Here is a 26,949-nt window from a genome sequence, read left to right on the forward strand (position 1 = left end):
TCGGTCTTTAGGCTTTTGGTGAGCCCATGCCCTGACCCATCTGCACGGCTGTACCGGCGGTCATTTCTTCAGCCCACTTCACCTGATCCGGCCCGAACAGCACGACGGCGGTCGAACCCAGTTTGAAGCGACCCAGTTCCGCACCTTTTTCCAGGTGGATCGGCGCGCGTGCGGCTTCGTCGTAACGGAAGGTTTTCAGCTCGCGCTTCGGCGGTGTCACCAGACCGGCCCACACGGTTTCAATCGACGCCACGATCATCGCACCCACCAGCACCACGGCCATCGGCCCGCGTTCGGTGTCGAAAATGCACGCCACGCGCTCGTTGCGGGCAAACAATTCCGGAACGTTTTCAGCAGTGGTCTGGTTGACCGAGAACAGGCGACCCGGGATGTAGACCATCTCGCGCAGGGTGCCGGCCAGGGGCATGTGCACGCGGTGGTAGTCCTTCGGCGACAGGTAGATGGTCGCGAAGTCGCCACCCATGAACGGCGCAGCGTTTGCCGCATCGCCACCCAACAGTTCCAGCACGCTGAAGCTGTGGCCCTTGGCCTGGAACACGCGGCCGTGCTCGATCGGGCCGAGCTGGCTGATCGCGCCGTCGGCGGGGCTGAGGATCGCGCCCGGGGTTTCGTCCAGCGGACGGGCGCCGTCTTTCAGTGCGCGGGTGAAGAACGCGTTGAAGTGCTCGTAGGCGGTCAGGTCTTCGACCAGCGCCTGGGACATGTCCACCTGATAACGCTTGGCGAACCAGGCGGTGAAGGCATTCTTGAACCAGCGCACGCGGCATTCGGCGATGCAGCCGGCCAGACGGGAGAGCAAGTTGTGGGGCAGCAGGTACTGGCCGAGGAGAAACAGACGCTTGTTCATTAACGGTCCTTAAAAATCTTAAATTTCTACCGGGGTATCGGGATGATTGCCCCATTCGCCCCAGGAGCCGGCGTAGCCTTTGACCCGCGGATAACCGAGAGCCTTGGCCACCAGATAGGTGAAACCAGAACGATGATGTGTCTGGCAGTGGGTAATCACTTCTTTGTCTTTGCTGATCCCGAGTTGTTCGAGGATCTGCGGCATGTCGGTGCGGATGCGCAGCTGGCGTGCCCGATCCATGCCAGCGGTCCATTCGAAATTGATCGCGCCGGGAATGTGTCCGCCCTTGGCTGCCAGGACTTTCTCGCCGGAGTACTCCAGCGGCCCGCGCGCATCCCAGATTGCCAGGTCGGCGGCGCCGAGACGGCTTTGCAGGTACTCGCGGGTGGCGGTGGGTTCATCGTGCAGGGTCAATGCAACCGGACCGCCCACGTGCGGCGGGATCTGGATCGACATGGGCAAGCCTGCTGCCAGCCAGGCTGTCAGGCCACCGTCAATATAGTGGTACTTGCTGTGGCCGATGACATCCAGCAGCCAGATGAAGCGTCCGGCCCAACCGCCGCCTTCGTCGTCATACACCACATAGACCGCATCGGGGTTGTGCCCCAGCTCACCAAACAGCGTTTCGAGTGCTGCCTGCGGGGGCATCAGCCCCGGGGCGGGGGCCTGGCCGAGCTGCGTACGCTTTGGATCGACAAAGCGCGCGCCGGGAATGTGCCCTTCGGTGTAGCGGGCGGCACTGGTCAAGTCCACCAGAATCAGTTCGCGGGCGTCGAGGCGAGGGAGCAAGTCGCTCGGCTCGATCACCAGCGGCAAGCCAGAGAAGTCAGACATGTGAGGTCTCCAGAGCACAAAAGGGAGGATTGTAACGCAGCTTATTGGCCACGGTGGCTAAAGCTGTGCAGGGCTTTCTCGATGCACTGTGCGGTTTTGCCGAAGGCCTGTACGGAAATTTCCGAAAACGGCCCGCCGCCTTGATCCGCCACGACGATCATGATCACCCGGCCATTGTTGATCAGCGAACGCAGCAGCAAGTGTTCACCGCTGAACTGCGAGCGCAGGCTATTGGGCAACAGGGCCGAGAATTGCGCGTTGTTGGCAGGCGTCAGGCGCACCTGGGCCTGCTGCGCGAGCAGGCGTTGCAACACGTTGCTCTGGCTGACCACGAAATTCAACCCGGCCGCTTCCTTCGACAGGCCGGCTGTCTGGTGCACGCGCAGGTTGGTGTGGGTGCGATCGGCCATCAGGATCATCACCCGGCGCATGCCGCAGGCCACGAGGGCGTCACGGGCGGCGATGGTCAGGTGCATGGCGTTGGTGAAACGGCTCGGCTCGACCAGCAACTCGGCGCATTGCTTGCGCCACTTCGCCAGGTCTTCGGCGGTAGGTGCCGCTGCCGGCAGCAAGCCTGCATGGACACGGTTCATGCCCCACGGCCAGATCAGCGACTCGGCGGGGTGCCAGAGGTCGGGCATGGCGTGTTGGCGTGCGCTGTTGGCGGCTTGCTGGTGCAATTGCTGCTGCAGTTCGTCCATCGGCATTTGCAGGTAAAGGCTGGTCAGGTACTGCCAGCGCTCGCTGTGGGGGCTGTCCCAGGCGTGTTGCGCCGACAGCGCCAGTCCATTGGCCAGCAGCACCGTATTGGCCGGTTGATTGAGCCAGCGGCGCAGGGTCGGATCGTCATCGAGGCGATTCTGCTGGCGCAGTGGATGGTCGCTGTCACGGGCGATGCGCAGGACTTTCACCAGTTCCCGCTGCTCGGTGAGCAGCAATCGATAGCCTTGCTGCACCCAGATCGGCAAGCGCCAGACCTCCACCAGCGCCTGGCCGATATCCAGCAGGCGTACGCCAAACAGTTGCTGCTCGACTTTGCGTGCCGACTCGCCTTTATGGATGACCCGCAGCTCCCAGTCTTCGAGCAGTTTCGGATGGGTCAGTGCCAGCGGCCACAGGGGCGAAAGAAACAGCAGGCTGCCCCAGTGGATGTCCTGCCACAGGCGCGCCAGGCGGCTGGCAAAAAAACCGTTGGCCTGTTGCGTGGCGTGCTGGCTGATCATCTGCAACTGACGCAGGGCTTTGGGAATCTCGAGCTCGGGTTCGGCGGGTAGCCGCGCGAGCAGCTCTTCGGTGCGCTTCAAACCGAGGCGGTTGATTGCAATTTCAAGGTTTTCCGCAGGCTCGGTCATGCTGCCATGGTTATGCCGGTTGGCTTCGCGAATCACGCTCAAGGCCAGGGCCGGGCTGCCTTGCATGAGGTCGGCGATGTCGCGCAGCGAGCTGCGATTATCGCGGATGGCCTTGCAGACACGGTCATGGCTGGCTTGCGGGACGGGAAGACGTACGCCATCGAGCAGCTTGACCCAGCCTTCGAGGGTCGTTGGTTTTGGCGTTGGAACGTTCGTTTCGTTAACCATGGTGGGAGGCGATCATCGTCAACATTACCTGTGCCCGGATGGGGTCAAATTAGCTTTTCGCCTGAACGGGCTATAGTCTGGCGCAGTTTTGCCGATAAGTAGAAGAAGAGATTTTTTAACTTCCGAATATGACCTTGAACCCGACTCAGTAAGTGCTCTCCTAACCTATGGCTAAAATTATCGGCATCATCGTCGTATTCGCGAGCGTGCTCGGCGGATACGTGCTTTCCCACGGCAAGATTGCCGCCCTGATACAACCTTTCGAGGTCATGATCATTGGCGGTGCTGCCCTCGGCGCCTTCTTGCAGGCCAACCCCGGCTACATGACGATGCACGTGCTCAAGAAGTCCCTGAGCATGTTCAGTTCGCGCTTCAACCACGGCTTCTATCTTGAAGTACTGGGCCTGATCTACGAGATCCTCAACAAGAGCCGCCGCGAAGGCATGATGGCCATCGAAGGCGACATCGAAGATGCCGCTGCGAGTCCGATCTTCGCGAAGTACCCGACGGTACTCAAGGACGAGCGCATGACCGCGTTCATCTGCGATTACCTGCGCATCATGTCTTCCGGCAACATGGCTCCCCACGAGCTGGAAGGCCTGTTCGACATGGAGCTGTTCAGCCTCAAGGAAGACCTCGAACACCCATCCCACGCGGTCAACGGCATCGCCGACGCCATGCCCGGTTTCGGTATCGTCGCGGCGGTACTGGGTATCGTGGTGACCATGGCTTCGCTGGGTGAAGGCGACCAGAAGTCCATCGGCCTGCACGTAGGTGCGGCACTGGTGGGTACCTTCTTCGGTATTCTCGCCGCCTACGGCTTCTTCGGCCCGCTGGCCCATTCCCTGGCCCATGATGCCAAGGAAGAGCTGAACGTCTACGAAGCCATCAAGGCCTCACTGGTGGCTTCGGCTTCCGGCATGCCGCCATCGCTGGCCGTGGAGTTCGGGCGCAAGGTCCTGTACCCGGCGCACCGTCCAAGCTTCGCCGAGCTGGAACAAGCGGTTCGCGGTCGTTAAGCCATGGAAAATAACCAGCCGATAATCATCAAGCGCGTCAAGCGCATCGCCGGCGGGCATCACGGGGGCGCGTGGAAAATCGCCTTCGCCGACTTCGCCACGGCGATGATGGCGTTCTTCCTGGTGTTGTGGCTGCTGTCCACCGCCACGCCGGAACAGAAAATTGCCATCGCCGGTTACTTCAAGGATCCGATCGGCTTTTCCGAAAGTGGCACGCCCTACATCATCGATCTGGGCGGCACGCCGACCCTGGCACCGGAAAACACTCTCAACCCCGAGGTGAAGTCCCAGCCGCAGCCGGACAAGGTCACCATCGATACCGATCAGGTCGAAGGCATGGCCGAGCAGGTCGAAAAAGAGCGCCTCGAGCTGTTGCTGCAAGAACTGCAGAACAAGGTCGAAGAAAACCCGCAGATGCAGAAGTTCAAGGATCAGATCCTGTTCGAAATCACGCCGGACGGCCTGCGAATCCAGATCATGGACGCGGAAAACCGCCCGATGTTCGATTCAGGTTCTGCTCGCTTGAAGCCGTATTTCGAAGACATCCTGCTGGCCATGGCCGACACCATCAAGGCGGTGCCGAACAAGATCAGTATCAGCGGCCACACCGATGCCAAGCCATACACCGGCACCGGTGATTTCGGTAACTGGGAATTGTCTGCCAACCGTGCCAACGCCGCACGACGTGCGCTGGTGGCGGGCAGCTATCCGGATGCGCAGGTGGCGCGCGTGGTCGGTTATGCCTCGTCGGCCCTGTTCGATCGCGAGCATCCGTTCAACCCGGTGAACCGCCGTATCGACATCGTGGTGCTGACCAAGAAAGCCCAGCGTGCCATCGAAGGTTCGCAAGGTGCTGAACCTGCTCCTGATGCACCGCAAGGTTCGGCTGCGCCGGGAGCCGCACCGGCTGCACCGGTCGACCCGAACGCGTTGCCGGCGGACAAGGAACCGCTGCCGGCGCACGAGCTTCGTGAACGGTTGAACCTGTTCGATGATCCAGCGCCGAAAACGGGTGGCCCCGGTGCTCCGGCCGTGAAGCAGTGATTTCCCTGCCATAGATCTCGCGCGGAAGACAAATGCCCGCATCTAGCGATACGGGCATTTTTTCAGCAGGGTGCACTGTGTGTGAATGCGGACTCTATAAAAATATAAGTTATTTATTGGCTGAAGTGAAATCTATCTTAAAGTTTCCACCTATTAATCCAGGTTTGTCCTCACTATCGTCAGCGCTTTCATAACAAACAAACCGGCCTTCAAAGTTTTTATCGCTAATGTCAGTAATAAATATTTCCCCTCGTTGTGCACTCCACGGCCAATCGTTCGGAAACCCCGCAGAGGGCTCAAATATAATAACCCCAGGGTGCGATTTTAAATCATGAGGGCCCAGTCCCCAGCTTGCCGGGATTTTGAACAAAATGTAGTCGCTATTTTGGGATGACGCGTTAATGTAACGATGCTCCGAGTTGCTATCGCCATACAAAATAAATGAGTCGAATGTGCGTTCTGCGTTTACCAGGCGCATCACTGCAGCTACCTTCCCGTTCATTGGTTGTTTATCGTGCTTCTGAGCTGGTTTTTTAATATTCATATATAGGTTCTCGGTGTTGAAGGTGTCAGCCAGGCTGGCTGTGATCAGTCAACCTCTGCTCGTAAAACCTCAGAGAAGAAAGCGCGGTGAATTGTCGGGGTTATCGCTCCATCCGAACTTTTCAAGTGCTCAGCCTCAGGCAATATGGTCAGTGTTTTTTTTGCTTTGATCTACTGTCATATCTGACAGGTTTTTAGAGCTAAGGATAATAAGCAATAGCTTTAGTTTGCTCATTGGCTCTAAGTGATTTTCTTTTATTGAATAAAAGGCTTCGATTTTGCGGCAGTTTCATGACTCAAGTAACTAAAAGGTGAAGGCTCGTTTTTCAGTGCCAAAAAACCATATCTGGCGATATGGTTTTTTAGGTGGGCAACTCAGAAGCCACGAATAATCCTGGACTTGAGATCCGTGTGGAATCGATCAGCGTTAGTCCTGTTAACGCTACGCACCGACTCGCTACCGGTCACAGAATCCAGTGACATCGAGCGCTTGAGCATCGACTCGTTGCGATAGGCATCGATGAAGAACTCGATGTCCCGGTCGCTGGTCAGCTTCGGCCATTTTTCGAGGTACAGCGGCAGCTCTGTCGGGCCGGTCTTGAACGAGCAGATGCGCCGGTTGGTGATGGTCGCTTCGCCGATTTCGAACGGCACCCACCAGGACAGTGCGGTTTTCTCCGACACCACCGCCAGCAGGTGTGTGCATTCGCTGATGTTGCGGGTGATCACCCCGGTGATGTCGTCGGTGGTCTGGGATTCGGCATCCAGTACGTCGAGGTAGGTCTTGATGTTGGCCTGCATCAGGCGCGTGTTGATGTTGATCGCGTGGGCGCGGTCCATGTGGCGGTAGCTGATAAACACTGGCATCAGAAATGTCCCTTGATCGCGAGTTCGCGGTAATAGGCGCCGAGGGCGGTGAGGCGGCAGCCGGTGGAGTGGATGGCGGCGTAATACATGTGTTCGGCGTCCACCGGTTCGACCAGGCTGTGGCGGTTGCACTTTTGCAACTGGGCGAAGACCTCGCCCTGTTCCGGGTTGAACTCGGGCTCGGTGGGCTCAAAGCTGGGGGCGAGGGGGTACACCGACTCTGCTTCGGCAAACCATTCGGGGAGTTTGCGCAGGATTTCCTTGGGGATCAGCGGTGACACTTCGCGCAGGGAAATGAACTGCGAGACATTGGTCTTGAACACCGGACGCTGTTCCCAGGCATCAAGGGTATTGTCGACAAACGAATAGAGGCTGCCGGGGGTGATCTTGCCCAGGATGTTCGCGGCTCCGCCGTGCAGGGCCTGGAGCAGCAATCCGGTGAACACGCCGTGCTGCATGCCCTCCATCGCCGGCTCTTCCTTTTTACAGGCGGTCAGAATGGTCATGCCTTCGCCGACCACACTGCCTTCGCTGCGCAAGGCGCGCAGTTCGCCGGCCGAGCCGCTCTGGCAACAATCGAGAATGATCACTTTGTTTTTGATCTTGGTGGCCTTGCTCGCCCAGTTGAGGATGTCGCTGAGGCGAATCCCGTCCTTGGCGCTCTTGTAATCCTGCGGGATCAACATGCCTTCGTCGGTGTCGGTGTCGAAGCTGCCGTGACCGGCGAAGTACAGTAGCGCGACGTTGCAGTCACCGGAAAACAGCTCGCGAATCTGGTCTTCGAGTTTTTCCCTGCTCAGGAAGTCCTCGGCGGAAGTCAGCACGATGTTCTTGAAGTTAGGATCGCCATTGGCGTCGGTTTTCAGCACGGAGGCCATGGCCATGGCGTCATTGCTGCAACCGCTCAGGCGCGACACATGGGTGTAGTCGTTGATGCCGATAAACAGTCCCTTGCGCATGGTTACACCGCCGTATGCTCGCGAATCGCGCTGATGATGCTGTTGGTGTTCCACGCACATTCGGCATGTGCCGCGTCACGTACCACCGTGGAAATGCGCTCGGCACCGAACGGCTTGATCGCAATGATCACCTTGCCCATGCGCTTGGCGATTTCGATTTCCTTGTTGATCCACTTGCTGTAGGTGGAGTACATCCCGGCCATGATCAACACCGCCGAACACGGGCGAATCTTGTTTTCGATGGCCTCCTCAAGTTGTTTGTCGGTTTTCGCGCCGACAATCGGGTTGTCCGGTGGAACCGAAAAATTCTTGTACGTGAAACCAGGCTTGGCGTTGAGCAGGCGCACGAGATTGTCGTGGGCGTCGGGGTAGTTCCACGAGTGGCTGATGAACAGGTGGTAGGTTTGCATAGGTGTCCCTCGGAGTCGCTGGAGTGCGAAGAGGGCTAGAACTTAGGCGAATACAGGGCGGCTACAAGGGGGCGGCGCGGAAAGAGAAATGCCCTACAAGCGAGCGTGCACAGGTCTTACAGAAAGGTCTGATGTTTAAGCGGGGGGAAGATCCAGCCGCCGGCCACCCCGCTGAAGGCAGGGTGGTCGACACGTCTGTTTAGTAGCCGTTTTCCGGCAGACTGGCGATGATCGAGCGGTAGCTGTTCATCCGCTGTTGCTGCACGCGGCCGTCTTCAAGGGCCTTGAGCAGGGCGCAACCGGGTTCGCGGTCATGCTTGCAATCACGGAAACGGCAGGTGCCAAGCAGGTCGTTGAACTCGATGAAGCCGGCTTCGACGTCGGCACGGCTGACGTGGCCCAGGCCGAATTCGCGGATACCCGGGGAGTCGATCAACTCACCGCCACCGGGGAAGTGGAACAACCGCGCGGTAGTGGTGGTGTGGGTGCCCTGGCCGGACAGTTCGGACAACGGGCCGACGCGGGTTTCGACATCCGGCAGCAGGCTGTTGACCAGCGACGACTTGCCGACGCCGGACTGGCCGACGAATACGCTGATGCGTCCGTCCAGCTGTGTCTGCAATTGCTCCATGCCGTTGCCGTGGTGCGCCGACACTTCCAGCACCGGATAGCCCAGGGTGCGGTATACGGCGAGCAAGGCATTCAGTGCAGGAGCGTTGTTTTCGTCGATCAGGTCGAATTTGTTCAGCAGCAACAGTGGCTTGATGCCTGCATGCTCGGCCGCCACCAGGTAGCGGTCGATCAGGTTGGCATGGGGCTCGGGCAGCGGTGCAAACACGATGACGATCATGTCGACGTTGGCCGCAACCGGCTTGAGCTGACCACGGCTGTCCGGGCGACACAGCTCGGTGTTGCGCGGCAGTTGCGCCACGATCACGCCGATACCCTGGTTGCCGGCACGCCAGACCACCTGATCGCCGGTCACCAGCGCCGGCAGGTTGGCGCGCAGGTGGCAACGGAATACCTGGCCGGCCAGTTCGCCGTCGCGGGCCTCGACCTCGACCTGTACACCGAAGTGCGCGATCACCAGGCCGTGCTGTTCCGGGCCCAGATCGCCGCCCTCAAGTGCCTCGACGGCCGAGGACTCGCGTTTGGCGGCGCGGGCAGCGCGTTCGCCCTGAATCTTTTCGATGCGCCAGTTTTGACGACGATTGAGTTGGCGTTTGGCCATGGGTGTTCCGTATCAAGAATGCAGCGATTAGGTAAAACGGCCGCGAGTTTAGCACGCCCGGCCACCGGCCTAGGCTAAACTGCGCAGCATTGCCTAGGAGCCGACACATGCAAAACCCACAGAACCTGATCTGGATCGACCTGGAAATGACCGGTCTGAACCCGGACACCGACGTCATCATCGAAATGGCCACCATCGTCACCGACAGTGACCTGAACACCCTGGCCGAAGGCCCGGTGATCGCCATTCACCACAGCGACGAAATCCTTGCCGGCATGGACGAGTGGAATACCCGTCAGCATGGCGGTTCCGGGCTGACCCAGCGGGTTCGCGACAGCTGCATCAGCATGGCCGAAGCCGAAGCCGAAACCATCGCCTTCCTGGAGAAGTGGGTGCCGAAGGGCAAGTCGCCGATCTGCGGCAACAGCATCTGCCAGGACCGTCGCTTCCTTTATACCCACATGAAATCCCTGGAAAGCTTCTTCCACTACCGCAACCTCGACGTGTCGACCCTCAAAGAGCTGGCTGCGCGCTGGGCACCGGATGTGCGTGACAGCTTCAAGAAGGGCAGCACGCACCTGGCTCTGGACGACATCCGCGAATCGATCGCTGAGCTGCAGCACTACCGCAAGCATTTCATCAAATTCTGATTCACGGTCGTCCGTTCCGGCCCCATCGCGAGCAAGCTCGCTCCCACAGGTGCAACGTTGCACCTGTGGGAGCGAGCTTGCTCGCGATGGCGTCAGTTCAGTCACCTTGGATGGTTGGAGCGAATCTCAGGCGCCCTCTTTTGGTGCCAGGGTGAACTGAGTAGACTGCGCGCCTTTCTGCAAGGACCGCCACTATGCTGCTGATGCTCTACCTGATCGCCATCACCACCGAAGCCATGACTGGCGCCCTCTCTGCCGGCCGGCGGGGTATGGACTGGTTTGGTGTGGTGCTGATCGCTTGCGTCACGGCGCTGGGTGGCGGGTCGGTGCGCGATGTGCTGCTCGGGCACTACCCGTTGACCTGGGTCAAACACCCGGAATATCTGGTGCTGACCACGGCAGCCGCGATGATCACAGTGTTCACGGCTCGCTGGATGCGGCATTTGCGCTCACTGTTCCTGGTGCTCGACGCCATGGGCCTGGTGGCGTTCACCCTGATCGGCTGCATTACCGCCCTGGAAATGGGCCATGGCATGTTGGTCGCCTCCGTTAGCGGCGTGATCACCGGCGTCTTCGGCGGCATCCTGCGGGACATTTTCTGCAACGATATTCCGCTGATCTTCCGGCGTGAGCTTTATGCCAGCGTTTCGTTCGCCGCGGCGTGGTGCTACATGCTCTGCATCTATCTGCAATTACCCGATGAACAATCGATTCTGATCACCTTGTTCGGCGGTTTTCTGCTGCGCTTGCTGGCGATCCGTTTTCATTGGGAAATGCCCAAGTTCGTCTATAACGACGAAGCCTGACGTTCGGCGTGTTGCCGCAACGCCCACGCGACATGTTCACGTACCAGTTCCGAAGGATGTTCCCGTCGCGCCTTCAGCGCTTCCAGCACCGGAATCGTTGAAGGCGCATTGCCCAGGCCTACCGCCAGGTTGCGCAACCAGTTTTCATAGCCCGTCCGGCGCAGCGGCGAGCCTTCGGTGCTGCTCAGGAATTTCTCTTCATCCCACATGAACAGTTCCGCCAGCCCGGCGTTGTCCAGATTGTGCCGCGGCTTGAAGTCGCTTTCACCGGAAGGGCGGGCGAAGCGGTTCCATGGGCAGACAATCTGGCAGTCATCGCAACCGAACACCCGGTTGCCAATCAGTGGCCGCAGGTCTTCAGGGATCGCGCCTTTGAGTTCGATGGTCAGGTAGGAAATGCAGCGTCGGGCATCCAGCACATAGGGGCCGACGAAGGCGTTGGTCGGGCAGATGTCGAGGCAGGCACTGCACCGCCCGCAGTGTTCGGTGGCATGGGGCGGGTCGACCGGCAGCGGCAGGTCGACGAACAGTTCGGCGAGAAAAAAGTAACTGCCGGCCTTGCGGTTCAAGACCAGGGTATTTTTGCCGATCCATCCAAGCCCCGCCTGTTCGGCGATGGCTTTTTCCAGCACCGGGGCACTGTCGACGAAGGCGCGGTAGCCAAACGGGCCGATCTGCGCCTGAATTTTTTCCGCCAGTTGTTGCACGCGTTTGCGGATCAGCTTGTGGTAATCGCGACCCAGGGCATAACGCGAGACGTAGGCTTTTTCCGGTTGGGCGAGCATTTTTGCCATCTGCGTGTCGCCGGACAAGTAATCCATGCGCAGGGACACCACGCGCAAAGTGCCCGGCACTAGCTCTTCGGGGTGCGAGCGTTTGCTGCCGTGGGCGCCCATGTAATCCATTTCGCCGTGGTAGCCGGCTTCGAGCCAGCGCTCCAAGTGCTGCTCATGCTCGGCCAGGTCGAGACCGCTGATGCCGACTTGCTGAAAGCCCAGCTCGCGGCCCCAGTCCTTGATGGATTGGGCGAGGGCGGGCAGATCTGTGGTAATAGCGGGCATGAGACGAGAGAAACCGGGGCTGAGATGCGTATAATTCTGCCAGACATCGGAGCCCGAAGACGCATGCCGCACACTAAAGATGAATTACCCGACGTGCTGTATAGCGCCGCCCAGGTGCGAGCACTCGACGCGAGCCTGATCGCCGCCGGCACGGCGGGCTTCGAATTGATGCAGCGCGCGGCGCGGGCGACGTGGCGGGCGCTGGTGCGGCAGTGGCCGACAGCAAACGAGCTGAGCGTGCTGGCCGGACATGGCAACAACGCAGGCGACGGGTACCTGGTGGCCGTACTGGCCCAGCGTGCCGGTTGGTCGGTGCGGGTGCTGGCGGTGGGCGATCCGCAGCGCTTGCAGGGTGATGCGGCGTCGGCCCATGCCGAGGCGGTGTCTGAACATGTGCTCATCGAGCCCTGGACGGCACAATCCGGATTGCGCGGCATTGTGCTGGATGCTTTGCTTGGCACCGGTCTGAGCGGTGACGTGCGTAATCCCTATGTCAGCGCCATCGCCGCGATCAATGCCAGCGGACTGCCGGTAGCGGCGGTGGATATTCCGTCAGGGTTGTGCGCGGATACGGGCCGTATCCTTGGTCATGCAGTGCATGCCGACCTGACGGTCACGTTCATTGGCTTGAAGGTGGGGTTGTTCACCGGTGATGCCGCGGATGTGACGGGTGAGTTGGTGTTCAACGATCTGCAGGCAGATCCGCAGTTGCTGGACGGTACTGCGTTCACGGCTCGGCGTTTGTGTATCGCTAACCTGCCGCGTCTGGTGTCCCGGGCACCGGCATCCCACAAAGGCAAGTTCGGCCATGTGCTGCTCATTGGCGGTGATCGCGGTTACGGTGGGGCAATTTTGCTGAGTGCACAAAGTGCTCTGCGCAGCGGTGCGGGCATGGTTTCGCTGTCCACCCGTCCGGAACACGTTTCGCCAGCGCTTTCTCGAATTCCGGAAGCCATGGTGCTGGGCACGTCGTCGGCCAATCAACTGATGGGGTTGCTTGAGAAGGTATCGGTGCTGGTGGTCGGGCCGGGCCTGGGTCAGGCAGGGTGGGGGCGCAGCCTGCTGTCGGCTGCGGCCAATGCGCCTTTGCCGCAAGTCTGGGATGCCGATGCCTTGAATCTGTTGGCGGGTGGACAGGTCGATCTGCCCAGGGGTTGTGTGATTACCCCGCATCCGGGGGAGGCGGCACGTTTGCTTGGGGTGAGCACTGCCGACGTTCAGTCTGACCGTCCCGCCGCAGCCCATGCATTGAGTAAAAAATATACAGCTGTCGTCGTCCTGAAAGGTGCCAGCAGCCTGATCGCCCATCCCGATGGACGTCTGGCGCTGTGTCATCAGGGGCACCCGGCCATGGCCACCGCCGGTTTGGGCGACGTGCTGGCCGGTTTGCTCGGCGCATTGCTGGCCCAGGGCATGGAGCCGTTCGACGCGGCCTGCCTGGCGGTCTGGCTGCACGCCAATGCCGGCGAGCAACAAGGAAAATTGGGCCGTGGGCTGGCGGCCAGTGATCTGATCCCAGCCATTCGTCAGTTGTTGGAGGAGCAAGCACCGTGTCTGAAGTAACCCTGTACCTGGCCGATGAACAGGCCATGAGCGACTTTGGCGCACGCATTGCCCGAATCACCCAAGGCCATGGCCTGATCTTCCTTGAGGGCAACCTGGGGATGGGCAAAACCACGTTGTCCCGAGGCATTATTCGCGGTCTGGGACATGTCGGGGCAGTCAAAAGCCCGACCTTCACCCTGGTCGAACCCTACGAGATCGGCGACATTCGCGCCTTCCATTTTGATTTGTACCGTCTGGTCGATCCGGAAGAGCTAGAGTTCCTCGGTATCCGCGACTACTTCGAAGACGATGCCCTGTGTCTGATCGAATGGCCCGATAAAGGTGCAGGCTTTTTGCCAAAGCCTGACCTGACCATTACCATTAGCCCGCAAGACAGCGGGCGTTCGCTGAAAATTTTATCCCAGGGCTCGCGTGGCGAGGCCTGGTGTGCCGCTTTGGCATTGGAATCCAAATAGATGATGGGGTTAGGTATGCGCTTTCGCGCGTTGGTGGCTGCCGTAGGGGTGTTGTTCTTGGCGGTGACCGTCGACGCTGTGGCCGATTCGAAGGTCAACAGTGTTCGTCTGTGGCGGGCACCGGACAACACGCGACTGGTGTTTGACCTGACCGGCCCGGTGCAACACAGCGTCTTTACCCTGACGGCTCCGGACCGCCTGGTCATCGACATCAATGGCGCTACCCTCGGTGCGCCGCTCAACGTCAACACCTCGAACACCCCGATTACCGCCATGCGCTCGGCCCAGCGCACGCCGACGGACCTGCGGGTGGTCATCGACCTGAAAAAGGCCGTGACGCCGAAAAGCTTCTCCCTGGCGCCGAACGCTCAGTACGGTAACCGATTGGTGGTCGACCTGTTCGATAACGCCGCCGACGCCGCGCCACCGCCTGCGCCGACACCGTCGGTCGCCACGGTGCCTGCCGTGCCGGTCACGCCTGCGGAGCCTGCAATCAAATTGCCGCCAGCCCCGGCCGGCAAACGCGACATCATTGTGGTGATCGACGCCGGTCACGGTGGCGAAGATCCGGGGGCTTCCGGCTCCCGAGGCCAGCGCGAGAAAGACGTGGTGCTGCAGATTGCCCGCGAAACCCAACGCCAGGTCAACGGCATGAAAGGTTTCCGTGCCGAACTGACCCGTACCGGCGACTACTTCATTCCGTTGCGCGGCCGTACCGAAATCGCCCGCAAGAAAGGCGCCGACCTGTTCGTCTCGATCCACGCCGACGCCGCGCCTTCTGCCGCCGCTTTCGGTGCCTCGGTATTTGCCCTGTCCGATCGCGGCGCGACCTCCGAGACCGCCCGTTGGCTGGCCGACAGCGAAAACCGCTCCGACCTGATCGGTGGTGCCGGCAACGTCAGCCTCGATGACAAAGACCGCATGCTCGCCGGCGTGCTGCTCGACTTGTCGATGACGGCATCCCTGACCTCCAGCCTGAACGTTGGCCAGAAAGTCTTGAGCAACATCGGTCGGGTCACGCCACTGCACAAGCAGCGGGTTGAACAGGCCGGGTTCATGGTACTGAAGTCGCCGGATATTCCGTCGATCCTGGTGGAAACCGGGTTCATCTCCAACGCCAACGAAGCCTCGAAGCTTGCTGCGTCAAGCCATCAACAGGCGCTGGCGCGTTCGATCAGCAGCGGCGTGCGCCAGTTCTTCCAGCAGAACCCGCCGCCAGGCACTTACATTGCCTGGCTGCGTGATTCCGGAAAAATCGCCCAAGGTCCACGTGACCATCGGGTAAACCCTGGCGAGACGCTGGCGATGATCGCCGTTCGTTATCAGGTTGCGCCGGCCACCCTGCGCAGCGCCAACAACCTGTCGAGCGATGAACTCAAGGTTGGTCAACACTTGACCATTCCGGGCACTGAACTGGCGGCCAAAGAATGAATCAGGTCGTGAACAACAGCGCTCGCATCGAGCTGCTCAGCCCGCGGCTGGCGAACCAGATTGCGGCGGGTGAGGTGGTCGAGCGCCCGGCTTCGGTGATCAAGGAACTGCTGGAAAACAGCCTCGACTCCGGCGCCAAACGCATCGACGTCGATGTGGAGCAGGGCGGCGTCAAGCTGCTGCGGGTGCGCGACGATGGCAGTGGCATTTCCGCCGATGACCTGCCGTTGGCCCTGGCCCGTCACGCCACCAGCAAGATCCGCAACCTGGAAGACCTCGAGCAGGTCATGAGCCTGGGGTTTCGCGGCGAGGCCCTGGCATCGATCAGCTCCGTCGCGCGCCTGACCTTGACCTCCCGCACCCGCGACGCCGATCAGGCGTGGCAGGTAGAGACCGAGGGCCGTGACATGGCGCCCCGTGTGCAACCTGCGGCCCACCCGGTGGGCACTTCGGTTGAAGTGCGCGACCTGTTCTTCAACACGCCGGCGCGGCGCAAGTTTCTCAAGACCGAAAAAACCGAATTCGATCACCTGCAAGAAGTGATCAGGCGCTTGGCCCTGGCGCGCTTCGATGTGGCGTTCCATCTGCGCCATAACGGCAAGACCATCCTCAGCCTGCACGAGGCCCATGATGATGCGGCCCGTGCCCGGCGCGTGGCGGCGATCTGCGGGCCGGGTTTCCTGGAGCAGGCACTGCCGATCGAAATCGAGCGCAACGGCCTGCATCTTTGGGGCTGGGTCGGCCTGCCGACCTTCAACCGCAGCCAGGCCGATTTGCAGTATTTCTTCGTCAATGGCCGTGCCGTGCGGGACAAACTGGTGGCCCACGCGGTACGCCAGGCCTATCGCGACGTGCTGTTCAATGGTCGGCACCCGACCTTCGTGCTGTTTTTCGAAGTCGATCCGACCGGCGTCGATGTCAACGTGCACCCGACCAAGCACGAAGTGCGCTTCCGTGAAGGGCGCATGGTTCACGACTTCCTCTACGGCACCTTGCATCGCGCCTTGGGCGATGTGCGCCCCGACGATCAACTGGCGGCGCCGGTTGCCACGGCCATCGTCCGGCCTACCGGCCTCGAAGCTGGTGAATTCGGACCCCAGGGCGAAATGCGCCTGGCCGCCAATGCGCTGCTGGAACAGCCTCAGGCTCAGCCGTCGTTCAATACGCCGGCGGGTTCGGGGGCTGGCGCGGGTTATCAATATCAATACACGCCGCGACCGCAGTCCGGTGCACCTGTCGCCGAAGCGCAGGCCGCCTATCGCGAGTTTTTTGCACCGCTGCCCGAGGCCAATGCCGTCGCGCTGCCGGCCGGGCAGGACGACATCCCGCCGCTCGGTTATGCGCTGGCACAACTCAAGGGCATCTACATTCTTTCGGAAAACGCTCAGGGCCTGGTGCTGGTGGACATGCACGCCGCCCACGAGCGGATCATGTATGAGCGTCTGAAGGTGGCGATGGCCAGTGAAGGCCTGAGCGGCCAGCCGTTGCTGGTGCCGGAGTCCCTGGCCGTCAGTCAGCGTGAAGCCGATTGCGCCGAGGAGCATGTCGCCTGGTTCCAGCGCCTGGGCTTTGAATTGCAGCGTCTGGGCCCGGAAACCCTGGCGATACGGCAGATTCCGGCACTGCTCAAGCAGGCCGAAGCCAACCGGCTGGTCGCTGACGTCCTGGCTGACCTGATGGAGTTCGGCACCAGCGACCGCATTCAGGCGCACCTGAACGAATTGCTCGGGACCATGGCCTGCCACGGCGCGGTTCGTGCGAATCGGCGGTTGGCCCTGCCGGAAATGAACGGTCTGCTGCGTGACATGGAAAACACCGAACGCAGTGGTCAATGCAACCATGGCCGACCGACCTGGACCCAACTGGGCCTGGACGATCTGGACAAACTGTTCTTGCGCGGTCGTTGATGAGCCAGTTCCCACCTGCGATTTTCCTGATGGGCCCGACCGCCGCCGGCAAGACCGACCTGGCCATCGAGCTCACCAAGGTCCTGCCTTGCGAGTTGATCAGTGTCGATTCGGCGCTGGTCTACCGTGGCATGGACATTGGCACCGCCAAGCCTTCCAAAGAGCTGCTGGCGCAATATCCGCATCGTCTGATCGATATTCTCGACCCGGCCGAGAGCTATTCGGCTGCGGATTTCCGCCGTGACGCCCTGGAAGCCATGGCCGATATCACCGCACGGGGAAAAATTCCGCTGCTGGTGGGCGGCACCATGCTCTATTACAAGGCTTTGGTTGAAGGTCTGGCAGATATGCCGGCCGCCGATCCCGAGGTCCGTGCGCAAATCGAAGAAGAGGCTGCGCGCCTTGGCTGGCAAGCCTTGCACGAACAATTGGCGGTGATCGATCCGGAGTCCGCGGCTCGAATACATCCGAACGATCCCCAGCGATTGAGTCGAGCACTGGAAGTTTATCGTGTCAGCGGTCAAAGCATGACCGCCCTGCGTTTGCAACAATCTGCGCAAAGTACTGAAGCAGCCGCTTCGGGACTGCAACAATTGCCCTATACTGTCGCGAACTTGGCCATTGCTCCGGCAAATCGCCAGGTACTGCACGAGCGAATTAAACAAAGATTCACTTTAATGTTGGAACAGGGATTCATTGACGAGGTCGTAGCCCTGCGTAATAGAGGAGACCTGCATACCGGGTTGCCGTCTATACGTGCAGTAGGCTATCGCCAAGTCTGGGACTACCTGGATGGCAAGCTGACGTCAGCCGAGATGCAGGAGCGTGGGATCATTGCCACGCGCCAATTGGCGAAACGCCAGTTCACCTGGCTGCGCAGTTGGACTGATCTGCATTGGCTGGACAGTCTGGATTGCGACAATCTGCCGCGCGCCTTGAAATACCTTGGGACCATCTCCATATTGAGCTGAGTCCTTGCAATTGCCGTCTATCCTTGGGGGTGTGACGGCCAAAGCCATCTGATTACCTATTTTTTATATTGAATCCTTAAAGGAGTGCGGCACATGTCAAAAGGGCATTCGCTACAAGACCCTTACTTGAATACTTTACGTAAAGAGAAAGTTGGGGTGTCCATCTACCTGGTCAACGGTATCAAGCTGCAAGGCACGATCGAGTCTTTCGACCAGTTCGTTATCCTGCTGAAAAACACCGTCAGCCAGATGGTCTACAAACACGCCATCTCTACAGTGGTGCCGGTTCGTCCAATTCGTCTGCCTAGCGCAACCGAATCCGATGCAGGTGATGCTGAGCCAGGTAACGCCTGATAGGAGTCTCCTTTGTTCTTTGAGCGCCACGGTGGTGGTGAACGAGCCATTCTCGTTCACTTGGATGGTCAGGACCCTGAGGCGCGCGAAGATCCGCAGGAGTTTCAGGAGTTGGCAATTTCGGCTGGCGCCGAGACCGTCGCGTTTTTCAACGTGCCGCGTCATCGGCCAACCGCCAAAACCCTGATCAGCAGCGGCAAGGTCGAAGAGTTGCGCGACCTGGTCCAGGCCGAACAGGTCGATCTGGTGATTTTCAATCACATCCTCACGCCCAGTCAGGAACGTAACCTCGAACGTATTTTCGAGTGTCGTGTGATCGACCGCACGGGTTTGATTCTCGATATTTTCGCCCAGCGCGCCCGCACCCATGAAGGCAAGCTCCAGGTCGAACTGGCCCAGCTTGAGCACATGAGTACGCGGCTGGTTCGCGGCTGGACTCACCTTGAACGGCAGAAAGGCGGTATCGGCCTGCGCGGTCCGGGTGAAACCCAACTGGAAACCGACCGGCGCCTGTTGCGGGTTCGCCTGCGGCAGATCAAGGGGCGCCTGGAAAAGGTCCGCAGCCAGCGTGAACAATCGCGCCGTGGCCGCAAACGGGCTGACATTCCGACGGTTTCGCTGGTGGGTTATACCAACGCCGGCAAATCGACGCTGTTCAACTCGGTGACCGACTCCGACGTCTTTGCGGCTGACCAGTTGTTCGCCACCCTCGACCCGACCTTGCGCCGGCTCGAGCTCGATGACCTCGGCCCGATCGTGCTGGCTGACACCGTGGGCTTCATTCGTCACTTGCCACACAAGCTGGTCGAGGCATTTCGGGCTACGCTCGAAGAGTCGAGCAACTCCGACCTGTTGCTGCACGTGATCGACTCCCATGAGCCTGAGCGCATGGCCCAGATTGAACAGGTCATGGTGGTTCTTGGAGAGATCGGGGCTCAAGACTTGCCGATCCTGGAGGTCTATAACAAACTCGATTTGCTCGAGGGCGTGGAGCCGCAGATCCAGCGCGATGCCGATGGCAAACCGCAGCGGGTCTGGCTTTCGGCGAAAGATGGCACAGGTCTTGATCTGCTCAAGCAGGCCGTGGCCGAGTTGCTTGGCGATGAGTTGTTTGTTGGTACCTTGCGCTTGCCGAACCGATTTGCTCGACTGCGTGCGCAGTTTTTCGAACTCGGTGCGGTACAAAAGGAAGAACACGATGACGAAGGCATCAGCTTGCTGGCCGTTCGTTTGCCACGGGCCGAATTGAATCGGCTGGTGAGTCGCGAAGGTTTGCAACCGATGGAGTTCATCGAGCAACACACTTTGCAATAAAAGCCTGAGAAAGCGGTTGTGCCGTGGTGACAGGCATTCTGTAGCATTGGTCGGCGCGCCGTGGGTGCGTCTTTGCTTTATCAGATGGAGAGCGCTATGGCTTGGAATGAGCCGGGTGGCAACTCGAATAATCAGGATCCTTGGGGTGGCAAGCGTCGTAACAACGGCGACCGCAAGGGGCCACCGGATCTCGACGAGGCCTTCCGAAAGCTGCAGGAAAGCCTGAACGGTTTGTTCGGTGGTGGTAAGAAACGTGGTGGCGACGACGGCGGTGGTCCGGGCAAGAGTGGCGGCTTTGGCGGCCTGCTCGGCATCGGTCTGGTCGTGTTGGCGGCCGTTTGGCTGTACAGCGCGGTCTATGTCGTCGACGAGCAGGAGCAAGCTGTGGTGCTGCGCTTCGGCAAGTACTACGAGACCGTGGGTCCGGGCCTGAACATCTACTTCCCGCCGATCGACAAGAAGTACATGGAGAACGTCACGCGTGAGCGTGCCTACACCAAGCAGGGCCAGATGCTGACCGAAGACGAGAACATCGTCGAAGTGCCGCTGACCGTGCAGTACAAGATCAGCAACCTGCAGGATTTCGTGCTGAGCGTCGATCAGCCGGAAATCAGCCTGCAGCACGCGACCGACAGCGCCTTGCGCCATGTGGTGGGTTCCACCGCGATGGACCAGGTACTGACCGAAGGTCGTGAGTTGATGGCCAGCGAGATCAAGGAGCGTCTGCAACGCTTCATGGACACCTATCGCACCGGTATCACCGTCACCCAGGTCAACGTACAGAGCGCAGCGGCACCGCGCGAAGTCCAGGAAGCCTTCGATGACGTGATCCGTGCCCGGGAAGACGAACAGCGTTCGCGCAACCAGGCCGAAACCTATGCCAACGGCGTCGTGCCGGAAGCTCGTGGTCAGGCCCAGCGCATCCTTGAGGATGCCAATGGTTACCGTGACGAGACCGTCTCGCGCGCCAAGGGTGAGGCCGATCGCTTCACCAAGCTGGTCGCCGAGTACCGCAAGGCCCCTGAAGTCACCCGCCAGCGTCTATATCTGGACACCATGCAGGAAGTCTTCACCAACACCAGCAAGGTTCTCGTGACCGGCAACAAGAACGGCCAGAACAACCTGTTGTACCTGCCTCTGGACAAGATGGTCGAAAGTGGTCGCAGCACCAGCACCCAGGTGAGCAGTGCGGCAGCCACCAGCAATGAAGCGAATGCGCGTGCGGCAGCTGATCTGCAGCAACAGCCAGCACGTACCAGGGAGAGTCGCTGATGAGCAATAAATCGCTGATCGCCCTTATTGTCGGCGTCGTCGTGGCGATCGCTGCCTGGAACTGCTTCTACATCGTGGCTCAGACCGAGCGTGCGGTGTTGCTGCAGTTCGGTCGCGTGGTCCAGACCGATGTTCAGCCAGGCCTGCATGTGAAAGTGCCCTACGTTAACCAGGTGCGTAAATTCGACGCACGCCTGATGACGCTGGATGCACCGACGCAACGCTTCCTGACGCTGGAAAAGAAAGCCGTGATGGTCGATGCCTACGCCAAGTGGCGCGTGAAGGACGCAGAGCGTTACTACACCGCGACTTCCGGCCTCAAGCAGATCGCCGACGAGCGTCTTTCCCGTCGTCTGGAATCGGGCCTGCGTGACCAGTTCGGTAAGCGCACCCTGCACGAAGTGGTGTCGGGTGAGCGTGATGCGCTGATGGCTGATATCACGGCATCGCTGAACAAGATGGCCGAGAAAGAGCTGGGCATCGAAGTGGTCGATGTTCGGGTCAAGACCATCGACCTGCCGAAAGAAGTGAACCGCAGTGTGTTCGAGCGTATGAGCACCGAGCGTGAGCGTGAAGCTCGCGAGCACCGCGCCAAGGGTAACGAACTGGCCGAAGGCATCCGTGCCGACGCCGATCGTCAACGCCGCGTGCTGCTGGCTGAAGCCTATCGTGAATCCGAAGAGGTTCGCGGTGACGGCGATGCCCAGGCTGCTGCGATCTACTCCAAGGCCTACGGTCAGGATCAGGAGTTCTACGCGTTCTACCGTAGCCTGCGCGCCTACCGTGAAAGCTTCGCGAACAAATCCGACGTCATGGTCCTCGACCCAAGCAGCGACTTCTTCCATTACCTGGAAAAAGCCAAGCCTTGATACGGCGTTGACCTGAATTATCCCCCGCCGGGCGGCTAAAACCTCTGGCGGGGTGATCCTTTGGGAAAACGTGTGTATGATGCGGCAGCCGGGAAATTCCCGGCTTTTTTGCGTCTGCATGTTTGATTGCTGTGTTCAAGCAGATGCCGGGCCGATTGGCTCGACAGTTTTTCGAGGAAAGTGGTTGGCGAAGCCGGTAGAAGGGCTTTTCGCTCCGTCGCTCATGCGCGTGGTTTGTGCGCAAGCCGACCATTTTCTGCTTCACTCAAGGCTCGCCGACAGGCTGGTCGCCCGGAGATAGGGGAAGGCGTAATGGCAACGGTAGACCGCTGGCTTCTGCCAGATGGCATCGAAGAAGTACTGCCACCGGAAGCTGCGCGTATTGAAGTCGCGCGTCGTCAGGTGTTGGATCTGTTCCAGAGCTGGGGTTACGAGTTTGTCGTGACTCCCCATATCGAGTACCTGGAATCCCTGCTGACCGGCGCGGGCCAGGACCTGGATCTGCGCACCTTCAAGGTCATCGACCCGCAATCGGGCCGTCAGATGGGTTTCCGCGCCGACATCACGCCGCAAGTGGCGCGCATCGATGCGCATACCCTGCGTCGTGAAGGCCCAAGCCGCCTGTGCTATGCCGGTAGTGTCCTGCACGCTCAGCCTCGCGCCCTGTCGTCCTCGCGCAGCCCGATTCAACTGGGTGCCGAGTTGTACGGCGACGGCAGTCCGAGCAGCGACGTCGAAGTCATCAGCCTGATGCTGGCCATGCTGCAACTGGCCGATGTGCCGGATGTGCACATGGACCTCGGTCATGTTGGCATCTATCGCGGCCTGGCCCGTGCGGCCGGTTTGTCCGGTGAAGTCGAGCAGCAGTTGTTCGATGCCTTGCAACGTAAGGCCATCGACGAGGTCATTACCTTGACCGAAGGCTTGCCTGCCGATCTATCGGGCATGCTGCGGGCGTTGGTCGACCTGTGTGGCGGTCGTGAAGTGCTGGCTGCGGCCCGCGAGCGTCTGGCCAAGGCGCCGGCCCCTGTTCTGGCAGCGCTGGACGACTTGCTGGCGATTGCCGAGCGGCTGTCCGTGCGTTTCCCTGAGCTGCCGCTGTATTTCGACCTGGGCGAGCTGCGTGGCTACCACTACCACACCGGTGTGGTGTTCGCTGTGTTCGTACCGGGTGTTGGCCAGTCCATTGCCCAGGGCGGTCGTTACGACGACATCGGCGCCGACTTCGGTCGCGCCCGTCCGGCGACCGGCTTCTCCACCGATTTGAAAACCCTGGTGACCCTGGGGCGTGCTGAGATCGAGCTACCGTCTGGCGGTATCTGGATGCCTGACAGTACGGATGCGGCACTCTGGCAGCAGGTTTGCCAGTTGCGCAGTGAGGGTCAGCGTGTCGTTCAGGCATTGCCTGGACAACCTTTGGCCGCCGCCCGTGAAGCGGACTGCGACCGGCAATTGATTCAGCAGAACGGGCTTTGGCAAGTATCGCCACTGGCTTCTTGAGTTTTCCTGCCGGCTGCCGCCGGCACCAAGTTTGCGCGAATGAGGACAAGTGTTATGGGTAAGAATGTCGTAGTCCTGGGCACCCAATGGGGTGATGAGGGCAAAGGCAAGATCGTTGATCTGCTGACCGAACATGCTGCCGCCGTAGTGCGCTACCAGGGTGGCCACAACGCTGGCCACACCCTGGTGATCGACGGTGAGAAGACCGTCTTGCACCTGATTCCGTCGGGCGTGCTGCGCGAAGGCGTGCAGTGCCTGATCGGCAACGGCGTGGTGGTTGCACCCGACGCTCTGCTGCGGGAAATCACCAAGCTGGAAGAGAAGGGCGTACCGGTGCGCGAGCGCCTGCGTATCAGCCCGTCCTGCCCGCTGATCCTGTCCTTCCACGTTGCGCTGGACCAGGCCCGTGAAAAGGCCCGTGGCGAGCTGAAGATCGGTACTACCGGTCGTGGCATCGGCCCGGCATACGAAGACAAGGTTGCACGTCGTGGCCTGCGTGTTGGCGACCTGCTCAACATGCCGCGCTTTGAAGACAAGTTGCGTGAACTGGTGGATTACCACAACTTCATGCTGGTTGGTTACTACAAAGAACCAGCCATCGACTTCGACAAGACCCTGGCCGAGTGCAAAGACTACGCTGAGCTGCTCAAGCCGCTGATGCTGGACGTGACTGCCGAGCTGCACGACCTGCGTCGTGCTGGCAAAGACATCATGTTTGAAGGCGCACAAGGTTCGTTGCTGGACATCGACCACGGTACCTACCCGTACGTGACCAGTTCCAACACCACCGCTGGCGGCGTTGCTACCGGTTCGGGTGTCGGCCCTATGTTCCTGGACTACATCCTGGGCATCACCAAGGCTTACACCACCCGTGTAGGTTCGGGTCCATTCCCGACGGAACTGTTCGACGAAGTCGGCGCGCACCTGGCTAAACAAGGTCACGAGTTCGGCGCGACTACCGGCCGTGCCCGTCGTTGTGGCTGGTTCGACGCCGTTATCCTGCGTCGCGCTATCGATGTGAACAGCATCTCGGGCATCTGCCTGACCAAGCTGGACGTACTCGACGGTCTGGAAACCATCAACATCTGCGTCGGCTACAAAGATGCAGAAGGCAAGGCCGTTGCCCCGACTGATGCTGACAGCTACGTGGGCCTGCAGCCTGTGTACGAAGAAGTGCCGGGCTGGACCGAATCGACCGTGGGTGCCAAAACCCTGGAAGAGCTGCCAGCTAACGCCCGTGCTTACATCAAGCGCGTCGAAGAGCTGATCGGCGCGCCGATCGACATTATTTCGACGGGCCCGGATCGCAACGAAACCATCGTCCTGCGCCATCCGTTTGCTTGATAAGTCGTTGATGTAAAACACAAAGGCCCCTTAATTGGGGCCTTTGTCGTTTATGCCTGCTGGACGGCATGACCTTTGCTATTAGCTTTGCCTAAAACGTCACTTTTGGCGTGCCATCAATTTAATGGCGCTTTTGCAGAGGGATATCAAGTGTCGGCCGTTCTCTCATTGTTACAGAGCCGTTTGTTGCGGCCCGTGTTCGTTACCCTTGGTATCGCCCTTTTGGTGCAGGTGCTGGTAGCTGTCGCTCTGACCCGGAGCACGGTGACCGCGCTGGAAGCCGATCTGGGCCTGCGCCTGGGCGCGGACAGTCAAAAGCTTTCCGCTGAGCTTGAGCAGGCGGGACGCGAAGTCACATCGAGCCTCGACAGTCTCTCTACCAGTACGCGTCAGCGCCTGACCGCCGGTTTGTCCTCGCGTCTTGAGCAGGAGCAGGCGCAATTGCGTTCGGCCCTGGAAAAGGACCTGAAGGACTCCGCCAGCGACATGGCACAGCTTCTGGCTTCCGTCGCGCCTCGCGCCATGTGGGACAACGACATTCCGACACTTTCCGAGTTCGCCCGCCGGGCCCAGCGCAATCCCAATGTGCTGTTCGTGGTGTATGACGACGCCACCGGCCAGCACCTGACGCGCTACCTCAATCGGGAAAACCCGATCAACAAGGCGCTGCTGGAAAAAGGCCAGGGCGAGCGTGCGCTGGACAAGGTGCTGGATGCGGCGAAGAACGATCCTTCGGTGTTCTACATCGAGGCCCCGATCAATCCTAACGGCGTAGAAATCGGCAAGGTCCTGATGGGGGTCTCGACGGCTTCCGTGGAGACTGATCTGGCGGCCCTCGACAAGCGCTTCTCGGCGTTGATCGCCAGCAGCGATCAACTGGTGGGCGACAGCCTCAAGGGTGCGGCTGCTGACAGCGCAACGGCCATGCGCTCGCGTCTGCAGTCGGCGCAGTCCACGGCGGCGGAAATGAAGGCCAATACCACCAGCACCGTGCAGGAAGCTGCTACGACATTGCGCTGGCGCATCGGCGTGTGTCTGGCGGTGGTGGGCTTCGGTGTCCTGCTGTTGTTGGCGGTGGTGCTCGGTCGCCGAGTGGTCAATCGCCTGAAAATGCTGATCGTTGCCATGGATGACCTGGCGGCGGGCGAGGGTGATCTGACCAAGCGTGTGCAGATCAACAGCAAGGATGAAATCGGCGACATGGCCTCGGCGGTCAATCGCTTTGTGGATAAGTTGCAGCCGATCGTGCGTGAGGCGGGGGATGTCGCCCAGCGTACCGGCGTGGAGATCGGCGCCATGACCTTGCGCAACGCCGGTGCGGACGCGGCGGCTGGCATGCAGCGCGACGAGGTGGCGGAGAGTTTGCGCGCCTTGTCGCAAATGGCTGATGAGGCGCAGTCGGAAAGCCATGCCATGCAGGCGGCGCTGAAGCAGGTGGTGGACATTCGTCAGGCCACCGATGAAAACACCCGGACCTCGGCGAAAGTCGGCAGCCTGATCGAGGAGTTGGCGGGTCAGGTCAACACTGGCGCGCAAGTGATCGAGCGCCTGGCGCAGCAAAGTGAGCAGATTGAGGTGGTGCTGACGGTGATTCACGGCATCGCCGAACAGACCAACCTGCTGGCGCTGAACGCAGCGATTGAGGCGGCGCGTGCCGGCGAGACCGGGCGCGGGTTTGCCGTGGTGGCCGATGAGGTGCGGGCGCTGGCGAGCAAGACGCAAAGCTCCACCGGCGATATTCAGGCGCACATCGTGGCCTTGCAGCAAGGTGCGCGTGAGGCGGTGGCGGCGATCGGTCAGGCCGGGCGCCAGGCCAGTGAGGGTTTACTGGTGCTGCGTGACAGTGCGCGGTTGCAGCAGTCGGTGCAGGCATCCGTCGAGCAGGTCCATGCGGCGATCGGTTTGGCTACCCAGGCTGCAGCGCATCAGGCGCAGGGCGCGCAGGCAGTTCGGGGGCGGGTGCAGACCATTCATGCCCAGGCCGAGAAAGCGGCGCAAGCTGTCGTGGAGACTACGGCGAGCGGCAAGGTGCTCGATGGTCTGGCGGCGCAGTTGAAGGCGAGCCTGGGGCAGTTCAGGGCTTGATCGGTTGTT

Annotated in this window: 25 protein-coding genes; 16 read left to right on the forward strand and 9 right to left on the reverse strand. The window is 60.4% G+C overall.

Translation table 11 applies throughout. The annotated features are described in order from the left end of the window. Nucleotides 1–7: 7 nt before the first annotated feature. The 3 genes from asd to KGB20_RS17875 are packed head-to-tail and all read right to left on the reverse strand — an operon-like array spanning nt 8 to nt 3,282. Nucleotides 8–868 carry an archaetidylserine decarboxylase gene (gene asd / locus KGB20_RS17865; RefSeq protein ID WP_008048034.1) on the reverse strand — a complete coding sequence of 287 codons (861 nt, stop codon included), beginning with the start codon at nt 866–868 and terminating at the stop codon, nt 8–10. Nucleotides 869–886: 18 nt separating this feature from the next. Beyond that, on the reverse strand, nt 887–1,702 hold the full coding sequence (locus tag KGB20_RS17870) for a rhodanese-like domain-containing protein (RefSeq protein ID WP_150811899.1): 816 nt from the start codon (nt 1,700–1,702) through the stop codon (nt 887–889). 41 nt (nt 1,703–1,743) lie between these two features. Beyond that, nucleotides 1,744–3,282 carry an HDOD domain-containing protein gene (locus tag KGB20_RS17875; protein WP_154861131.1) on the reverse strand — a complete coding sequence of 513 codons (1,539 nt, stop codon included), beginning with the start codon at nt 3,280–3,282 and terminating at the stop codon, nt 1,744–1,746. 167 nt (nt 3,283–3,449) lie between these two features. On the opposite strand from KGB20_RS17875, the gene motA reads away from it, so the two are divergent. Then, nucleotides 3,450–4,301: a flagellar motor stator protein MotA gene (motA, locus tag KGB20_RS17880; protein ID WP_008048039.1), complete on the forward strand. Its 852-nt coding sequence runs from the start codon at nt 3,450–3,452 to the stop codon at nt 4,299–4,301. A 3-nt stretch (nt 4,302–4,304) separates the two neighbouring features. After that, nucleotides 4,305–5,345 (forward strand): flagellar motor protein MotB, encoded by a 1,041-nt coding sequence (gene motB, locus KGB20_RS17885; RefSeq protein ID WP_154861130.1) that lies wholly within the window; start codon nt 4,305–4,307, stop codon nt 5,343–5,345. Nucleotides 5,346–5,454: 109 nt separating this feature from the next. Here motB and KGB20_RS17890 read toward each other — a convergent pair whose 3' ends face one another. The 5 genes from KGB20_RS17890 to rsgA form a co-directional block, all read right to left on the reverse strand. Then, the gene (locus KGB20_RS17890; RefSeq protein WP_154861129.1) at nt 5,455–5,889 is read right to left on the reverse strand and encodes a hypothetical protein; all 435 of its coding nucleotides are present in this window, start codon (nt 5,887–5,889) and stop codon (nt 5,455–5,457) included. A gap of 374 nt (nt 5,890–6,263) precedes the next feature. Continuing rightward, the gene (locus KGB20_RS17895) at nt 6,264–6,755 is read right to left on the reverse strand and encodes a toll/interleukin-1 receptor domain-containing protein (protein ID WP_154910353.1); all 492 of its coding nucleotides are present in this window, start codon (nt 6,753–6,755) and stop codon (nt 6,264–6,266) included. Beyond that, complete coding sequence (locus KGB20_RS17900; protein ID WP_154910354.1) at nt 6,755–7,714, reverse strand: caspase domain-containing protein; 960 nt, start codon at nt 7,712–7,714, stop codon at nt 6,755–6,757. The genes KGB20_RS17895 and KGB20_RS17900 overlap by 1 nt, the downstream gene beginning before the upstream one ends. Nucleotides 7,715–7,716: 2 nt before the next feature. Then, entirely contained in the window at nt 7,717–8,124 is a 408-nt protein-coding gene (locus tag KGB20_RS17905) for a TIR domain-containing protein (RefSeq protein WP_154910355.1), read from the reverse strand. Between the two features lie 199 nt (nt 8,125–8,323). Next, the gene (gene rsgA, locus KGB20_RS17910) at nt 8,324–9,355 is read right to left on the reverse strand and encodes a small ribosomal subunit biogenesis GTPase RsgA (protein ID WP_007978809.1); all 1,032 of its coding nucleotides are present in this window, start codon (nt 9,353–9,355) and stop codon (nt 8,324–8,326) included. A 107-nt stretch (nt 9,356–9,462) separates the two neighbouring features. Here rsgA and orn point away from each other — a divergent pair, with 107 nt between their 5' ends. Continuing rightward, nucleotides 9,463–10,005, forward strand: a complete 543-nt coding sequence (orn, locus tag KGB20_RS17915) for an oligoribonuclease (RefSeq protein ID WP_154910356.1) — start codon at nt 9,463–9,465, stop codon at nt 10,003–10,005. A gap of 194 nt (nt 10,006–10,199) precedes the next feature. Next, entirely contained in the window at nt 10,200–10,811 is a 612-nt protein-coding gene (locus KGB20_RS17920; protein ID WP_057712247.1) for a trimeric intracellular cation channel family protein, read from the forward strand. Here the strand turns inward: KGB20_RS17920 and queG are convergent. Next, nucleotides 10,793–11,872, reverse strand: a complete 1,080-nt coding sequence (gene queG, locus KGB20_RS17925) for a tRNA epoxyqueuosine(34) reductase QueG (RefSeq protein ID WP_057712246.1) — start codon at nt 11,870–11,872, stop codon at nt 10,793–10,795. The genes KGB20_RS17920 and queG overlap by 19 nt on opposite strands. Before the next feature lie 63 nt (nt 11,873–11,935). Between queG and KGB20_RS17930 the strand changes: the two genes are divergently transcribed. From KGB20_RS17930 to KGB20_RS17985, 12 genes are all read left to right on the forward strand, one after another. Beyond that, complete coding sequence (locus KGB20_RS17930; protein WP_154910357.1) at nt 11,936–13,435, forward strand: NAD(P)H-hydrate dehydratase; 1,500 nt, start codon at nt 11,936–11,938, stop codon at nt 13,433–13,435. Beyond that, a complete protein-coding gene (tsaE, locus tag KGB20_RS17935; RefSeq protein WP_007973252.1) occupies nt 13,423–13,893 on the forward strand; it encodes a tRNA (adenosine(37)-N6)-threonylcarbamoyltransferase complex ATPase subunit type 1 TsaE in 471 nt (156 codons plus the stop codon). Before KGB20_RS17930 ends, tsaE begins: the two co-directional genes overlap by 13 nt. Further along, complete coding sequence (locus KGB20_RS17940) at nt 13,894–15,324, forward strand: N-acetylmuramoyl-L-alanine amidase (RefSeq protein ID WP_150811893.1); 1,431 nt, start codon at nt 13,894–13,896, stop codon at nt 15,322–15,324. Further along, nucleotides 15,321–17,231, forward strand: a complete 1,911-nt coding sequence (mutL, locus tag KGB20_RS17945) for a DNA mismatch repair endonuclease MutL (protein ID WP_150811892.1) — start codon at nt 15,321–15,323, stop codon at nt 17,229–17,231. Before KGB20_RS17940 ends, mutL begins: the two co-directional genes overlap by 4 nt. After that, nucleotides 17,231–18,202, forward strand: a complete 972-nt coding sequence (miaA, locus tag KGB20_RS17950; protein ID WP_150812098.1) for a tRNA (adenosine(37)-N6)-dimethylallyltransferase MiaA — start codon at nt 17,231–17,233, stop codon at nt 18,200–18,202. Before mutL ends, miaA begins: the two co-directional genes overlap by 1 nt. A gap of 93 nt (nt 18,203–18,295) precedes the next feature. Further along, complete coding sequence (gene hfq, locus KGB20_RS17955) at nt 18,296–18,556, forward strand: RNA chaperone Hfq (RefSeq protein ID WP_003221112.1); 261 nt, start codon at nt 18,296–18,298, stop codon at nt 18,554–18,556. Nucleotides 18,557–18,568: 12 nt separating this feature from the next. Beyond that, a complete protein-coding gene (hflX, locus tag KGB20_RS17960; protein ID WP_057712241.1) occupies nt 18,569–19,870 on the forward strand; it encodes a ribosome rescue GTPase HflX in 1,302 nt (433 codons plus the stop codon). Nucleotides 19,871–19,966: 96 nt separating this feature from the next. Continuing rightward, the gene (hflK, locus tag KGB20_RS17965) at nt 19,967–21,142 is read left to right on the forward strand and encodes an FtsH protease activity modulator HflK (protein ID WP_057712240.1); all 1,176 of its coding nucleotides are present in this window, start codon (nt 19,967–19,969) and stop codon (nt 21,140–21,142) included. After that, complete coding sequence (gene hflC / locus KGB20_RS17970) at nt 21,142–22,011, forward strand: protease modulator HflC (RefSeq protein ID WP_007973264.1); 870 nt, start codon at nt 21,142–21,144, stop codon at nt 22,009–22,011. Before hflK ends, hflC begins: the two co-directional genes overlap by 1 nt. Before the next feature lie 312 nt (nt 22,012–22,323). After that, nucleotides 22,324–23,511, forward strand: a complete 1,188-nt coding sequence (locus KGB20_RS17975; protein WP_007973265.1) for an ATP phosphoribosyltransferase regulatory subunit — start codon at nt 22,324–22,326, stop codon at nt 23,509–23,511. A gap of 54 nt (nt 23,512–23,565) precedes the next feature. After that, nucleotides 23,566–24,855: an adenylosuccinate synthase gene (locus KGB20_RS17980; protein WP_057712238.1), complete on the forward strand. Its 1,290-nt coding sequence runs from the start codon at nt 23,566–23,568 to the stop codon at nt 24,853–24,855. Between the two features lie 150 nt (nt 24,856–25,005). After that, the gene (locus tag KGB20_RS17985; protein ID WP_150811890.1) at nt 25,006–26,940 is read left to right on the forward strand and encodes a methyl-accepting chemotaxis protein; all 1,935 of its coding nucleotides are present in this window, start codon (nt 25,006–25,008) and stop codon (nt 26,938–26,940) included. Nucleotides 26,941–26,949 lie beyond the last annotated feature (9 nt).

The organism is Pseudomonas sp. BF-R-30, assembly GCF_019956175.1.
Taxonomy (GTDB): domain Bacteria; phylum Pseudomonadota; class Gammaproteobacteria; order Pseudomonadales; family Pseudomonadaceae; genus Aquipseudomonas; species Aquipseudomonas jessenii.

What these genes read in the sequence shown, in the direction of transcription:
- asd (WP_008048034.1), bottom strand. Translation starts at nt 868, where the DNA reads ATGAACAAGCGTCTGTTTCTCCTCGGCCAGTACCTGCTGCCCCACAAC.
- KGB20_RS17870 (WP_150811899.1), bottom strand. Translation starts at nt 1,702, where the DNA reads ATGTCTGACTTCTCTGGCTTGCCGCTGGTGATCGAGCCGAGCGACTTG.
- KGB20_RS17875 (WP_154861131.1), bottom strand. Translation starts at nt 3,282, where the DNA reads ATGGTTAACGAAACGAACGTTCCAACGCCAAAACCAACGACCCTCGAA.
- motA (WP_008048039.1), top strand. Translation starts at nt 3,450, where the DNA reads ATGGCTAAAATTATCGGCATCATCGTCGTATTCGCGAGCGTGCTCGGC.
- motB (WP_154861130.1), top strand. Translation starts at nt 4,305, where the DNA reads ATGGAAAATAACCAGCCGATAATCATCAAGCGCGTCAAGCGCATCGCC.
- KGB20_RS17890 (WP_154861129.1), bottom strand. Translation starts at nt 5,889, where the DNA reads ATGAATATTAAAAAACCAGCTCAGAAGCACGATAAACAACCAATGAAC.
- KGB20_RS17895 (WP_154910353.1), bottom strand. Translation starts at nt 6,755, where the DNA reads ATGCCAGTGTTTATCAGCTACCGCCACATGGACCGCGCCCACGCGATC.
- KGB20_RS17900 (WP_154910354.1), bottom strand. Translation starts at nt 7,714, where the DNA reads ATGCGCAAGGGACTGTTTATCGGCATCAACGACTACACCCATGTGTCG.
- KGB20_RS17905 (WP_154910355.1), bottom strand. Translation starts at nt 8,124, where the DNA reads ATGCAAACCTACCACCTGTTCATCAGCCACTCGTGGAACTACCCCGAC.
- rsgA (WP_007978809.1), bottom strand. Translation starts at nt 9,355, where the DNA reads ATGGCCAAACGCCAACTCAATCGTCGTCAAAACTGGCGCATCGAAAAG.
- orn (WP_154910356.1), top strand. Translation starts at nt 9,463, where the DNA reads ATGCAAAACCCACAGAACCTGATCTGGATCGACCTGGAAATGACCGGT.
- KGB20_RS17920 (WP_057712247.1), top strand. Translation starts at nt 10,200, where the DNA reads ATGCTGCTGATGCTCTACCTGATCGCCATCACCACCGAAGCCATGACT.
- queG (WP_057712246.1), bottom strand. Translation starts at nt 11,872, where the DNA reads ATGCCCGCTATTACCACAGATCTGCCCGCCCTCGCCCAATCCATCAAG.
- KGB20_RS17930 (WP_154910357.1), top strand. Translation starts at nt 11,936, where the DNA reads ATGCCGCACACTAAAGATGAATTACCCGACGTGCTGTATAGCGCCGCC.
- KGB20_RS17940 (WP_150811893.1), top strand. Translation starts at nt 13,894, where the DNA reads ATGATGGGGTTAGGTATGCGCTTTCGCGCGTTGGTGGCTGCCGTAGGG.
- mutL (WP_150811892.1), top strand. Translation starts at nt 15,321, where the DNA reads ATGAATCAGGTCGTGAACAACAGCGCTCGCATCGAGCTGCTCAGCCCG.
- miaA (WP_150812098.1), top strand. Translation starts at nt 17,231, where the DNA reads ATGAGCCAGTTCCCACCTGCGATTTTCCTGATGGGCCCGACCGCCGCC.
- hfq (WP_003221112.1), top strand. Translation starts at nt 18,296, where the DNA reads ATGTCAAAAGGGCATTCGCTACAAGACCCTTACTTGAATACTTTACGT.
- hflK (WP_057712240.1), top strand. Translation starts at nt 19,967, where the DNA reads ATGGCTTGGAATGAGCCGGGTGGCAACTCGAATAATCAGGATCCTTGG.
- hflC (WP_007973264.1), top strand. Translation starts at nt 21,142, where the DNA reads ATGAGCAATAAATCGCTGATCGCCCTTATTGTCGGCGTCGTCGTGGCG.
- KGB20_RS17975 (WP_007973265.1), top strand. Translation starts at nt 22,324, where the DNA reads ATGGCAACGGTAGACCGCTGGCTTCTGCCAGATGGCATCGAAGAAGTA.
- KGB20_RS17980 (WP_057712238.1), top strand. Translation starts at nt 23,566, where the DNA reads ATGGGTAAGAATGTCGTAGTCCTGGGCACCCAATGGGGTGATGAGGGC.